Origin of the sequence: Pseudomonas fulva NBRC 16637 = DSM 17717 (genome assembly GCF_000730565.1) — a bacterium.
GTDB lineage: Bacteria > Pseudomonadota > Gammaproteobacteria > Pseudomonadales > Pseudomonadaceae > Aquipseudomonas > Aquipseudomonas fulva.
On sequence record NZ_BBIQ01000001.1, the window covers coordinates 13185 to 26099 of the forward strand.

General features: G+C 59.7%; 9 protein-coding genes. 2 read left to right on the top strand and 7 right to left on the bottom strand.

All coding sequences use genetic code 11. From position 1 onward, the window contains the following. Positions 1-153: 153 nt before the first annotated feature. Both PFU01S_RS00075 and PFU01S_RS00080 read right to left on the bottom strand, forming a co-directional pair. Complete coding sequence (locus PFU01S_RS00075; RefSeq protein WP_027913296.1) at positions 154-1773, bottom strand: MFS transporter; 1620 nt, start codon at positions 1771-1773, stop codon at positions 154-156. 93 nt (positions 1774-1866) lie between these two features. After that, complete coding sequence (locus PFU01S_RS00080; protein ID WP_027913297.1) at positions 1867-3513, bottom strand: GMC family oxidoreductase; 1647 nt, start codon at positions 3511-3513, stop codon at positions 1867-1869. 169 nt (positions 3514-3682) lie between these two features. Between PFU01S_RS00080 and PFU01S_RS00085 the strand changes: the two genes are divergently transcribed. After that, positions 3683-4570, top strand: coding sequence for a LysR family transcriptional regulator (locus PFU01S_RS00085; protein WP_027913298.1), 888 nt, complete (start codon positions 3683-3685; stop codon positions 4568-4570). Here PFU01S_RS00085 and PFU01S_RS00090 read toward each other — a convergent pair. The 3 genes from PFU01S_RS00090 to PFU01S_RS00100 are packed head-to-tail and all read right to left on the bottom strand — an operon-like array spanning position 4559 to position 7567. Then, positions 4559-5377 carry a sulfite exporter TauE/SafE family protein gene (locus PFU01S_RS00090; protein WP_028686816.1) on the bottom strand — a complete coding sequence of 273 codons (819 nt, stop codon included), beginning with the start codon at positions 5375-5377 and terminating at the stop codon, positions 4559-4561. The genes PFU01S_RS00085 and PFU01S_RS00090 overlap by 12 nt on opposite strands. Beyond that, positions 5374-6645 carry an NAD(P)/FAD-dependent oxidoreductase gene (locus tag PFU01S_RS00095; protein ID WP_028686815.1) on the bottom strand — a complete coding sequence of 424 codons (1272 nt, stop codon included), beginning with the start codon at positions 6643-6645 and terminating at the stop codon, positions 5374-5376. The genes PFU01S_RS00090 and PFU01S_RS00095 overlap by 4 nt, the downstream gene beginning before the upstream one ends. A gap of 37 nt (positions 6646-6682) precedes the next feature. Then, positions 6683-7567, bottom strand: coding sequence for an MBL fold metallo-hydrolase (locus tag PFU01S_RS00100; RefSeq protein WP_028686814.1), 885 nt, complete (start codon positions 7565-7567; stop codon positions 6683-6685). Between the two features lie 229 nt (positions 7568-7796). On the opposite strand from PFU01S_RS00100, the gene PFU01S_RS00105 reads away from it, so the two are divergent. After that, on the top strand, positions 7797-9095 hold the full coding sequence (locus PFU01S_RS00105; protein ID WP_028686813.1) for a sigma-54 interaction domain-containing protein: 1299 nt from the start codon (positions 7797-7799) through the stop codon (positions 9093-9095). 278 nt (positions 9096-9373) lie between these two features. Here the strand turns inward: PFU01S_RS00105 and gyrB are convergent, their stop codons facing one another. Both gyrB and recF read right to left on the bottom strand, forming a co-directional pair. Beyond that, complete coding sequence (gene gyrB, locus PFU01S_RS00110) at positions 9374-11794, bottom strand: DNA topoisomerase (ATP-hydrolyzing) subunit B (RefSeq protein WP_027913303.1); 2421 nt, start codon at positions 11792-11794, stop codon at positions 9374-9376. A gap of 4 nt (positions 11795-11798) precedes the next feature. Next, entirely contained in the window at positions 11799-12902 is a 1104-nt protein-coding gene (gene recF / locus PFU01S_RS00115; RefSeq protein ID WP_028686812.1) for a DNA replication/repair protein RecF, read from the bottom strand. Between the last annotated feature and the right edge of the window lie 13 nt (positions 12903-12915).

A 12915-nucleotide genomic window follows, 5' to 3' on the forward strand; every position in this document is an offset into this window, starting at 1 on the left:
TTATGGATTAGCTGTTGCAAAAATAAGCTAACCCTATGAATTAGCTACATATTTACTCTTTGTTGATTTTTCCTAAAAACGTGCATAAGTTTTTTCACGGCATAAAAAAACCGGCTTTTAGAGCCGGTTTTTTTGTGGGGGTGGTTCAGCGAATCACACCTTGTCGATATCCACGTCCTTGGTCTCTTTGAGACAGAAGATGCCCACTATCAGGCTGATGCCCGTGACCAGTACCGGGTACCACAACCCGTAAAAGATATCGCCGGTGTAAACCACCAGGGCGAACGATACCGTGGGCAGGAAACCGCCGAACCAGCCATTACCGATGTGATACGGCAAGGACATGGAGGTGTACCGGATACGCGTAGGGAACAGCTCGACCATCACGGCAGCCAGCGGTCCGTAGGTCATCGTGGCGATCAGGATCATGGCCACGATCAACACCACCACCATCACGCTGTTGACTTGGGCCGGGTCAGCCTTGGCGGGGTACCCTGCCTGCTCGACCGCCGCGCGCATGGCCGCCTCGTCATAGCCATTGATGGTCTTGTCGCCGATGCTCACGACCACTTCGCTGCCGTCAACGCTTACCGAGCTATAGGGCAAGCCTTGCTTGACCAGGAAGGTCTTTACTTTGTCGCAGGGGCTATCAAAGCGCGCCTTGCCCACAGGGTCGAACTGGAAGGTGCAGCCTTTCGGGTCAGCGGTCACGACGATGGGGGCCTGGCGGCTGGCGGTGTCGATCTGCGGGTTGGCGTAGAAGCTAAGGGCCTTGAACAACGGGAAGTAGAGCACCGTGGCCAACAGCAGGCCCAGCATCAATATCGGTTTGCGCCCGATCCGATCGGACAGCCAGCCAAAGAACACGAAAAACGGCGCGCCGATCACGACGCTGATGATCAGCAAGGTGTTGGCCTGGGCCGGGTCCATCTTCAACATCTGGGTCATGAAGAACAGCACGTAGAACTGTGCCGTATAGAAGGTGACAGCCTGACCCGCATTGATACTGAACAGCGCAGTGAGCACGACCTTCAGGTTGGGCCAGGACGTAAACGACTCACGAATCGGCGATTTGCTGATCTTGCCCTGTGCCTTCATTTTCACGAAGGCCGGGGACTCGTGCATGCTCATTCGAATCCAGGTCGAGATCCCCAGCAGCACGATGGACAGCAGAAACGGCAGGCGCCAGCCCCAGGTTTCGAACTGATCGCCACTTACATAACGGCTGCCCAGTACCACCAGCAATGACAGCAACAGTCCCAAGGTGGCGGTGGACTGGATGAACCCAGTATGGAAGCCCCGCTTGCCAGGTGGCGCATGTTCGGCCACGTAGGTGGCTGCACCGCCGTACTCACCGCCCAGCGCCAGGCCTTGCAGCATGCGCAACACGACCAGGATGATCGGCGCCGCGATGCCAATGCTGGCATAGGTGGGCAAAAGGCCAACGGCGAACGTGGACAGCCCCATCAGCACGATGGTGATGAGAAAGGTGTACTTGCGCCCGATCATGTCCCCCAAGCGGCCGAATACCAGGGCACCAAACGGTCGCACCAGGAAGCCGGCGGCAAACGCCATCAGTGCGAAGATGAACGCGGTGGTGTCGTTGACGCCCGCGAAGAACTGCTTGCTGATGACGGCAGCCAGGGCGCCGTAGAGGAAAAAGTCGTACCACTCGAACACCGTACCGAGCGATGACGCGAAAATGATCTTGCGCTCTTCACGACGACTGGGGCGGCTGGCGGCCGCATCCTGCTCTTGGATGTAATCCGACATCGTTGCTGTCCTCGGCCCGCAGGCCACAGTGATTATTCTTGTTGTTCCACTGCCGACAGCGTCCGACTACGCGCTGCCGTATTGCACACCCCTTCAGGGTGTTGGTAGTGCATCCTGGTTGAGGAAGGTCGTTGTGGCTGCTCCTTTCAAAATAAGCTGCGCCGCCTTTTCAGCGATCATCAGGGTAGGTGAACAGGTATTGCCCGACGTTATCTGGGGCATGATCGATGCGTCTGCCACACGAAGGCCGGGGATGCCATGGACACGAAGCTGGTCATCGACCACATCCATGGGGCCATTGCCCATGCGGCATGTCCCTACGGGATGGAAAATCGTCGTGCCTATCTTGGCCGCCGCTTCGTGCAGCTGTTCTTCAGTTTGTAGGGCAGGTCCAGGCAGATATTCTTCGGGCGCAAAGGCTGCGAGGGCAGGGGCCTGCACGATGCGCCGGGTGAGACGGATAGCGTCGGCGGCGACACGCAGGTCCTGGGGGTCGCTGAGGTAGTTGGGGTCGATGAGCGGCGCGCTGTGCATGTCTGCACTGCGAATATCGATACGCCCGCGGCTCAGTGGCCGCAAGTTGCACACAGAAGCCGTGAAGGCTGGAAACGGATGCAACGGCTCGCCAAAACGGTCCAGGGACAGAGGCTGCACGTGGTACTGCAAGTTCGCAGTGGCCTGGTCGGGGTTCGAACGCACGAAAGCGCCCAGCTGGCTTGGCGCCATGGCCAGCGGACCGCTGCGATCGTACAGGTAGCGCAGGCCCATGCCCATCTTGCCCCACAGGCTATTGGCCATCTGGTTGAGGGTACGTGCGTTGCCGATCTGGTAGATCAGCCGTAGCTGCAAGTGATCCTGCAGATTGCTGCCTACACCCGGCATGGCATGGCGCACCCCGATACCCAAGTCCTCCAGCAACTGCTGCGGACCAATGCCCGAGCGTTGCAGGATGCCGGGTGAGCCTACTGCACCTGCGCATAGCACAATCTCTCGTCGCGCCGAGAACTCGTGCCAGCGGCCCTGCCAACGGGTTTTGACAGCGCGGGCGCGCGTGTTGCCTAGCAGCACTTGATCCACCTGCACATCGGTCATAACAGTCAGATTGGCGCGGTGCTTAATGGGGCGCAGAAACGCTTTGGATGCGTTCCAGCGAACACCGCTACGCTGGTTGACCTGAAAATATCCACAGCCTTCGTTGTCGCCGGTGTTGAAGTCATCGATTTTGGCAACACCCGCCTGCTCGGCTGCATCGCGGAAGGCGTCGAGGATCGGCCAGCTGTAGCGCTGGCGCTCTACACGCCATTCACCGCTGGCACCATGGTATTCGCTGGCACCGCCATGGTGGCTTTCGCTTTGCTTGAACAGCGGCAACACGTCTTTCCAGGCCCAGCCTCGGTTGCCTAGGCTAGCCCAGTGATCGTAGTCAGCCGCCTGGCCACGCATGTAGATCATGCCGTTGATGGAGGAGCACCCGCCCAGGACCTTGCCACGGGGGTAGCCCAGCGACCGACCTTGCAGTCCAGGCTGCGCCTCGGTCTTGAAGCACCAGTCCGTGCGGGGGTTACCAATGCAGTACAGGTAGCCCACCGGCACGTGTATCCAGGGATAGTTGTCCCGCCCACCGGCTTCGAGCAGCAGTACCCGGCATGACGGGTCGGCAGACAACCGGTTCGCCAGCAAGCAGCCAGCGGGGCCGGCGCCCACGATCACATAGTCGTAGGCAGAATCGACTGATGACATAGAGGACCTCAGGGCCTGTTTTTGTTCTTGTCCCCAATCAGCTTAGTGAGTAATTTCGCGGAAGAAACACGCGATTTCGCGCACCCGTTGTGCGTTTAAGCACAGCGATGCCTCTCGGAGCGTCGGCGCCTCTTACCGGGGTGTTCGATACAGATATGCAGGGACCAGCATGTTCGATTGGAATGATTTGCGGTTTTTCCTGGAGCTGCAGCGCAGCGGGCGCTTGTTGACGGCTGCCAAGCGTCTGGAGACGACCCACAGCACCGTTGCGCGCCACATCGAGCGTATCGAGCAGAGCCTGGGCACTGCGTTGTTCGTCCAGCATGCCCAAGGGTATGAGCTGACGCCTTCCGGACAGGCGCTGCTCAAACATGCCGAAGCCATGGAGAACACCGCCTTGCTGGCGCAGGAGGAAATCACCCAAGCCATCACGCCGCTTGGCAAGATCCGCCTCGGCGTGACCGAGGGGATCGGCATCATGTTCTTCACGCCACGGATGAATGAGTTGTTCGAGCGCTACCCCGGCCTGGAAGTGGAGTTGGTTGCGGTGCCGCGTTTTGTCAGCATCCTCAACCGTGAAGCGGAAATCAGCATTCACCTGGAAAGGCCAAGTGCAGACTTGCTGATCACCCGCAAGCTCACCGACTACCGGCTGGCCCTCTATGCCAGCGCAGCGTACCTGGAGCGTGCCGCGCCCCTGCGCAACCGCGAAGACCTGGCGCGCCACAGTTGGATTGGCTACGTGGACGACTTGCTGTTCAGTCAGGAGCTGCTGTTTCTCAACAGCTTCTGCCGATCGCCGAACGTGGTGTTTCGCAGTACCAGCGTGATAGCCCAGCAAGCGGCGGCGCGTGCAGGGTTGGGTATCGCCGTGCTACCCAACTACATGGCGCGGCATGACCCGACGCTGGTGCGGGTGCTGCCAGGGGAAACCATCCAGCGCAGTTACTGGATCTGCACGCGGCGCGAACTGCATAAATCCGTACGCCTGCGCGTGGTATGGGATTACCTGCTGAACCTGTGTGCTGCCGAGCAGGATGCGCTGCTAGCGCCCTAGCGCTTTGCTGATCAGCAATGCCGCCGCGGCCCACCCTGCGATGGCGAACAGTTGTTGCAGCCGCGGGCCCTCCAGCCTTGCCGCCAGTGGTCGGGCCACCAGCAAGCCCAGTACCGCACCCAGCGCAAACGGCGCACCCACCTGCCAGCGCATGCTCCCTGCAAAGGTGGCGGTGGCAACACTGCCCAAGGCAACCAGCGCGATGACTGCCAGGGAGGTAGAGACGATGCTGACCATACGCAAGTTGGTGTAGCGCCGCAGGGCAGGGACGATGACGAAACCGCCGCCCACGCCCAGCAGGCCTGACAGTAGCCCCGACAACGCCCCGGTGCCGGCGAGCGCCCGCGCGCACGGAAGCGTCCAGCGTAAACGACCCTGCAGGGGGTTGAGTACACAGGGCTCGATGAAGCGATGTGCACCTGGGTTTGCGCCGCTCAATTGCTGACGGGCCTTCAACCAGGTGCGCACGCACGCGTAGATCAGGATGCCTGCAAACATCAGCTGAAGCGGTGCGTTGGGCAAACGATGCGCAAGCATCAGCCCCAGCGGCGTAAACACGATACCCACCGCAGCGATGAACAGGGCCGCACGGTAGCGCACCACGCCCTGGCGCAAGCCCAAGCCGGCACCTACCGCCGCCGACAGCCCCACAGCCAGCAAACCGATCGGGGCAGCCTGCGCCATCGAAAGCCCCAGGCCAAACACCAGCAACGGAACCGCAAGGATGCCACCGCCGGCACCTGTCAGCGCCAAGACCGCGCCGATGATCGTGCCCAGCCCTGTGCTGAGCCACGTCTGATCGATCACTGGGCTGCCTCGGTCGTTCTTGCAACTGGCTTGGCCAGCCACTCACGGCCCTTGAGCATGCCTTGCCAATACAAGGGCGGCAGCAGACGAGCTTTGAGCAGCCAGGCCAAGCGGGTGGGTTTGCGGCCGTCGAGGAGCCACTGAGGGAAGCTCGGCTTGAGCGCGCCACCATAGCCAAATTCGGCCAGCACGATCTTGCCGCGCTCGACGGTCAGCGGACAGGAGCCGTAGCCATCATAGTGCGCCAGGCCCGTGCGTCGACCCAGTGCCACCAATACATTGTTTGCCACCACCGGCGCTTGTTTGCGTGCAGCGGCAGCCGTCTTCGCGTTGCTGGCATTGATCACGTCCCCAAGCGCGTGCACATGGGCGAAGACACGATGGCGCAGGGTAGAGGGGTCCACGTCCACCCAACCAGCGCCATCGGCGAGGCAGCTGTGGCGAATGAAGTCGGGGGCGACCTGTGGCGGTACCACATGCAGCATGTCGAACGGCTCGGTGCGAAGGTGCTGGGTGCCATCCGCAAGCGTATGGGCGAACACAGCCTGCTGCTTTGGTCCATCCACGGCGATCAGCCGATGGCCGAAGTTGAGGTCTACCGAGTACTTGTCGATGTAAGCCATCAAGGCGGGCACGTAGGCGGGCACCCCGAACAAGGCATTGCCGGCATTGAAAAAGCTGGCTTGCACGGCGCCCAGCCGGCCCTGGCGCAGCCAGTGGTCGCAGGACAGGTACAGCGCTTTTTGCGGGGCGCCAGCGCATTTGATGGGCATGGGCGGCTGGCAGAACACGGCGCGGCCTTGCTTGAGGCCCTGCACCAGCTCCCAGGTATAGGGCGCCAGGTCGTAGCGGTAATTGGACGTGACGCCATTCTCGCCCAGGGTGTCCGCCAGCCCCTCGATGGCCGCCCAATCCAGCTTCAGCCCAGGGCAGACCACCAGCTGTTCAAAGGTAAAGGCCCTGCCATCTGCCAGCAGGACTTTGCGACACTGTGCATCGAACCCTTGCACCTGTGACTTGATCCAGCGCACCGCGCGGGGGATGACCGACGACATCGGCCGAGCCGTGCTCGGGGCATCGAAGACCCCGGCACCGACCATGGTCCAGCCGGGTTGGTAGTAATGAACCTCGGCGGGGTCTATCAGGGCGATGTCCAGCGAGGGGTCGCGCTGGAGGAGGCTGGACGCCGTCGCAATGCCGGCAGCACCGGCGCCTATGATGATGACTTGGTGATGAAACGCTGGAACGGAGGAGGGCACGGCGGGCATGGTCGATCCTGACTGTCTGATTATGGGATGTGCCTGACTACAACGTATTGAGGGGAATCTTCAGGTAGCGCACCCCATTGGCCTCAGGGGCTGGGAACTGGCCACTGCGCATGTTCACCTGGACGGCGGGCAGGATCAGGACAGGCATGTCCAACGTTCGATCACGCGCTTCGCGCATGGCCACGAAGCTGTCTTCGTCGATACCTTCATGGATGTGAATGTTCTGAGTGCGCTGCTCGGCCACGGTGGTCATGTAGCGCAGCTCGCGCCCTTCGGGCAGGTAGTCGTGACACATGAACAGCCGGGTGCCATCCCCTAGCGCCAGGAGGCGATGAATCGAGCGGTACAGGGTCCGGGCATCGGCACCAGGGAAGTCGCATCGCGCAGTCCCGTAGTCCGGCATGAACAACGTGTCGCCGACGAAGACTGCCGCCTGGCCTTCATGCTCGATGAGATAGCTCATGCAGGCAGGCGTATGCCCAGGGGTATGCAGGGCTTTAGCCTGCAGATTGCCTATGTGGAACATTTCTTCATCGTCGAACAGCACGTCGAACTGGCTACCATCACGGGCGAAGCCAGGTTCAGCGTTGAACAAGCTACCGAAAACTTTCTGGACCTGGGTGATGCAAGCTCCAATTGCAATGCGCCCCCCCAGCGTGTCTTTGAGGTAGGCAGCAGCGGACAGGTGATCTGCATGCACATGGGTTTCCAGTATCCATTGCACCTGAGCACCAAGCGCTTTCACACGTTCGATCAGGCAGTCCGCAGAGGCCGTCGTCACGCGCCCGGCCTTCGGGTCGTAATCCAGAACGCTGTCGATCAAGGCGCAAGCGCGCGTTTCGCCATCCATGACCAGATAGCTGATGGTTGAGGTGGCGCTGTCGAAGAACGCTTCCACGTGAAGGTTTTTGCCAATGATCATTCAAGTCTCCCATTCGGCTAGCCCCGTTTGCTGCACGGTTCAGGGGCGCCACATCTACCCCCCATCAAGATACATGCCACCGCACAGATGCCTGCCTGGGGCCCTGGATTGGCGGGTCATGGGCAGATGGCCGCTTCGTTGGCAGTGAAGAGTGGCAGTGCGGTGTCAGTCGATGGCAGCGGCTGGCAGTCCTTGCTACCCTCGAACACGTTATCCGACTGGTGCCGTCATGTCCGAACCTCACCCCTCAGTGCTTGCCTTGGTGTCTTTTCTGGAGCACGACGTCCTGCCCGCCATCGTGCTGGACACCGACTACAACATTCTGGCCGCCAACGCCGCTTATCGACGTCAGTTCGGTCAGGACCAGCAGGCGCCGCTTGGGCAGAAATGTCACAAGGTCTCACACCATTACCACGTTCCCTGCGACCAGGCCGGCGAGGACTGCCCGATGCGCAAGGCCTGGTCCAGCAAGGTGCCCGAGCGCGTGCTGCATGTGCATCACACCCCTCGCGGACCGGAACATGTGGATGTCGAACTTCGGCCGATCCTGGATGAGCAGGGCAGGGTGATTGCTTTCGTCGAACGGCTCACCCCTATCGTCATCGCATCTGCCCAGCCGCAAGAGCAAGGGCTCGTTGGCCAGGCACCTGCATTCACGGCGGCATTGGCCAGCTTGCAACGTGCGGCGCCGGCTGACATCCCTGTCCTGCTCCAGGGTGAGTCCGGCACGGGCAAGGAACTGTTCGCGCGGGCGTTGCACATGGGCAGCCCCAAGGCCGATGGCCCCTTGGTCGTGGTCGATTGCACCAGCCTGACGGAGGCGCTTTTCGAGAGCGAACTGTTCGGTTACGAGAAGGGTGCATTCACCGGTGCTCACCAGCGCAAGACCGGCCTGGCAGAAGCTGCCCACGGCGGCACGCTGTTCCTGGACGAGATCGGTGAAGTGCCCTTGGCCATGCAGGTCAAGCTGCTGCGCTTGATCGAAACCGGCAGCTTCCGGCCTGTTGGCAGCCTGCGTACCGTGCATTCGGATTTCCGCCTGGTGTCGGCAACCCATAAACCCTTGAGGCAGATGGTGGCCGACGGCACGTTCAGGGAGGACCTGTACTACCGGATCAGTGGGTTCCCTATCCGGATGCCTGCACTGCGCGAGCGTATCGAGGATCTGCCTCTGCTGGTCCAAAGCCTGCTGAAAAGAATCGCAGGGCCCAGCGCGCCCACACTCGGTAATGCTGCTCTCGATCGACTGATGACGTATCCGTTTCCGGGGAACATCCGCGAGTTACGCAACATCCTGGAGCGGGCACGGCTGTTTGCCGATGAAGGCGTCATTCAGCCAGAACACTTGCCCGAAGACGTGGTGTCGCTCCCTGCCCAAGTGCGCGCCCACGGAAGTCGGCCAGCAGATCTCCTACAGGTGCTTAGTCAGTTCAGGGGGTCGCGCAGTGAGCTGGCCAAGCACTTGGGTATCAGCGAACGTACGTTGTATCGGCGTTTGAAAGCGGCGGGCATTGCCGAGGACCATTGATCCCCTACGCACAAACTCGATCTGGGCCACTGCTTACCCTCGTCGCACGTCACCCTTGCAGAATCATGTCAGCGATTGGCTGCTTTTAAAACTTGAAGCACTCAAGGTCGAGGCGTATGACCCACTGCAAGTCCGTTCTGAATTACACCCTTGAGCTAATGCGGGGTGAGCGTGCCTACCCGGAGATTGGAAATGAAAAAGCCCGCTAGCGCGGGCTTGATGATGACCGGTTAGGCTCGAATTTCGAAGCTGCCCGGTCGTGCAACGGTCAAGGCTGATCAGAAGTCCAGGTTGGACACCGACAATGCATTGCTTTCGATAAAGTCACGGCGCGGTTCAACGGCGTCACCCATCAGGGTGTTGAAGATCTGGTCAGCCGCGATTGCATCTTCGATGGTGACCTTCAGCATACGGCGCACAGTTGGGTCCATGGTGGTTTCCCACAACTGATCCGGGTTCATCTCACCCAGCCCTTTATAGCGCTGGATGGTATGGCGCTTGGTGGTCTCGTTCATCAACCAGTCCAAGCCTTCCTTGAACTCGACGATGGCCTTGCGACGCTCACCACGTTGCACATAAGCGCCTTCACCCAACAGGCTGGACAGCTTGGCACCCACGTTGACCACGGTGCGGTAGTCGTTGCTGCCGAAGAAGTCACGGTTGAACGTGATGTAGCTGGCAAGCCCGTGGGAGGTGATTTCCACCTCAGGCAGCCACACATTACGTTCCTTGTCTTCACGCAGGCTGGCCTTGTAGACCAGGCCCGATTTCTGGGTCGAATTCAGGCGCTCATGCAACTGGTTCTTCCAGGCTTCCATCACCGCATGATCACCCAGCTGCTCGAGAGTGACTTCAGGCAGGTAGATGAAATGCTCGGTGAGCTCCTGCGGGTACAGGCGCGACAGACGCTTGAGGGTCTTCATCACACCGCGGAACTCGTTGACCAGGGCTTCCAGTTGCACGCCGGATACCGGCGGCGCGGATTCGTCCAGGTGCAGGCTGGCGTCTTCCAGGGCCGATTGGGTCATGTACTCTTCCATGGCCTCATCGTCCTTGATGTACTGCTCTTGCTTGCCGCGCTTGACCTTGTACAACGGTGGCTGAGCAATGTAGATGTAGCCGCGCTCGACCAGCTCTGGCAACTGACGGAAGAAGAAGGTCAGCAGCAACGTACGAATGTGCGAACCGTCAACGTCAGCATCGGTCATGATGATGATGTTGTGATACCGCAGCTTTTCGATGTTGTACTCTTCCCGGCCAATGCCGCAGCCCAGCGCGGTGATCAAAGTCCCGACTTCCTGGGACGAAATCATCTTGTCGAACCGAGCTTTCTCTACGTTCAGGATCTTGCCTTTGAGTGGCAAGATGGCCTGGGTCCGACGGTTACGCCCCTGTTTCGCAGAGCCGCCTGCAGAGTCACCCTCCACCAGGTAGAGTTCAGACAGGGCAGGGTCCTTCTCCTGGCAGTCAGCCAGCTTGCCTGGCAAGCCCGCAATATCCAGTGCGCCTTTACGGCGAGTCATCTCACGCGCTTTGCGTGCAGCTTCACGGGCGCGCGCAGCATCGATCATCTTGCCGACGACAGCCTTGGCTTCGTTCGGGTTCTCCAGCAGGAAGTCAGAGAAGTACTTGTTCATCTCCTGCTCGACAGCGGTTTTAACCTCAGACGATACCAGCTTGTCTTTAGTCTGCGAGCTGAACTTGGGGTCGGGCACCTTGACCGAAATGATCGCAGTCAGGCCTTCGCGTGCGTCGTCCCCAGTGGTGGAAACCTTGTTCTTCTTAGCCAGGCCTTCCTGCTCGATGTAGCTGTTCAGGCTGCGCGTCAAAGACGAACGGAAACCCACCAGGTGCGTACCGCCATCGCGCTGCGGGATGTTGTTGGTAAAGCACAGCAGGTTCTCGTTGAAGCTGTCGTTCCACTGGAGAGCAACTTCTACACCCACACCGTCTTCGCGCTGTACGCTGAAGTGGAACACCTGGGCGTTCACCGGCGTCTTGTTGGTATTCAGGTATTCGACGAATGCCCGCAGGCCGCCTTCGTACTTGAAGAACTCTTCCTTACCACTGCGCTCGTCTTTCAGCAGAATGCCGACGCCCGAGTTCAGGAAAGACAGCTCACGAATACGCTTGGCCAGGATGTCCCAGCTGAAGTGAATATTCTTGAATGTCTCTGCGGATGGCTTGAAGTGAATGTGAGTACCGGTCGTCTCACTTTCACCGACGATGGCCATCGGCGCCTGAGGCACACCGTGGACGTACGTCTGTTCCCAGATCTTGCCGCTGCGACGCACCGTCAGTATCAGTTGCTCGGACAACGCGTTGACGACCGAAACGCCTACCCCGTGCAATCCACCGGATACCTTGTAGGAGTTGTCATCGAACTTACCGCCTGCGTGCAGCACAGTCATGATGACTTCTGCTGCCGAAACACCTTCTTCTTTATGCACGTCGACCGGAATGCCACGGCCGTTGTCACGCACGCTGATGGATTCATCAGGGTGAATAATTACTGTGATGTCGTCGCAGTGGCCGGCCAGGGCTTCGTCGATGGAGTTGTCGACCACCTCGAAGACCATGTGGTGCAGGCCGCTACCATCATCGGTGTCGCCAATGTACATGCCGGGACGCTTGCGCACGGCATCCAAACCTTTTAGCACCTTGATGCTGGAGGAGTCGTACGTCTGATTTTCGCTCATGCCTTCACTCCCGATGGTCGTGGGTCTGGGTGATACGGCCTTGTTCCACGTGGAACAAAGCAACCGGCGTTTCCGTCTGCCAGCCTTCCCTCAATAATTCATGATCTACACAGGTGATGAATACCTGGCAGCGTAATTCTTCAAGCAAGCGACATAGTGCGCGGCGATGTTGCTCATCGAGTTCCGACGGCAAATCGTCCACAAGATAAATGCAGTGGCCGCGTCGTGCTTGGCCAACCAAATGACCTTGAGCTATCCGCAGTGCGCATACCACCAGTTTTTGCTGGCCGCGGGACAGGATGTCTGCTGCGTTGTTTGCAGCTAATCGAAGTCGCAAATCTGCACGTTGCGGACCCGCCTGCGTGTGTCCCATCTGCTGGTCACGAAGGAGGGAAGTAGCCAACACATCCTGCAGCTCCCGGTCTTTGTCCCAGCCTCGGTAATAGCTCAGGGTAAGACCGTCTAGCTCAAGCAACTCACTCAAAGTCTTTTCGAATACAGGCTTCAGGGCCTTGATGTATTCGCGGCGGTATTCATCTATTTCGGCGCTGGCCAGGCATAACTCCCGGTCCCAAGCGGCTTGCGAAGCTGGGTCAAGTGTACCATGCCGCAACCATGAGTTCCGCTGCCTGAGGGCCTTCTGCAGGCGTTGCCACGCGGGCATGAAGCGAGGTTCCACGTGGAACACGCCCCAGTCGAGAAACTGTCGCCTGATCTTCGGGGCGCCTTCGAGGAGTCGAAAGCTGTCTGGGTTGATGAGCTGTAATGGAAGCAATTCAGCAAGCTGTGCAGCGCTACGCGCATTCTGCCCATCGATCCTGATGGTGAAATCACCCTGCCGCTCGCGAGACACCCCAAGGTTACAGGTACCGCCTTCGGCAAGGAGCACCTCCCCGAATACCGTACAAGAGGCTTGCTCGTACTGGATTACCGGGTTCAAGCGAGTGCTGCGAAAGGATCTAGCCAGACCGAGTAGATGAACAGCTTCAAGAAGGCTTGTCTTGCCGCTCCCGTTATCGCCAAAGAGCACGTTGATACGCGGGGAAGGGGAGAGCGTCACCGGGTGCAGGTTTCGCACCCCGGTGACGATGATACGCCTAAGTGACATTTGGCCTGCTTTG

Bases quoted from the DNA above. Each gene is read 5' to 3' on its own strand.
- PFU01S_RS00075 (WP_027913296.1), bottom strand. From the start codon at position 1,773: ATGTCGGATTACATCCAAGAGCAGGATGCGGCCGCCAGCCGCCCCAGT.
- PFU01S_RS00080 (WP_027913297.1), bottom strand. From the start codon at position 3,513: ATGTCATCAGTCGATTCTGCCTACGACTATGTGATCGTGGGCGCCGGC.
- PFU01S_RS00085 (WP_027913298.1), top strand. From the start codon at position 3,683: ATGTTCGATTGGAATGATTTGCGGTTTTTCCTGGAGCTGCAGCGCAGC.
- PFU01S_RS00095 (WP_028686815.1), bottom strand. From the start codon at position 6,645: ATGCCCGCCGTGCCCTCCTCCGTTCCAGCGTTTCATCACCAAGTCATC.
- PFU01S_RS00100 (WP_028686814.1), bottom strand. From the start codon at position 7,567: ATGATCATTGGCAAAAACCTTCACGTGGAAGCGTTCTTCGACAGCGCC.
- PFU01S_RS00105 (WP_028686813.1), top strand. From the start codon at position 7,797: ATGTCCGAACCTCACCCCTCAGTGCTTGCCTTGGTGTCTTTTCTGGAG.
- gyrB (WP_027913303.1), bottom strand. From the start codon at position 11,794: ATGAGCGAAAATCAGACGTACGACTCCTCCAGCATCAAGGTGCTAAAA.
- recF (WP_028686812.1), bottom strand. From the start codon at position 12,902: ATGTCACTTAGGCGTATCATCGTCACCGGGGTGCGAAACCTGCACCCG.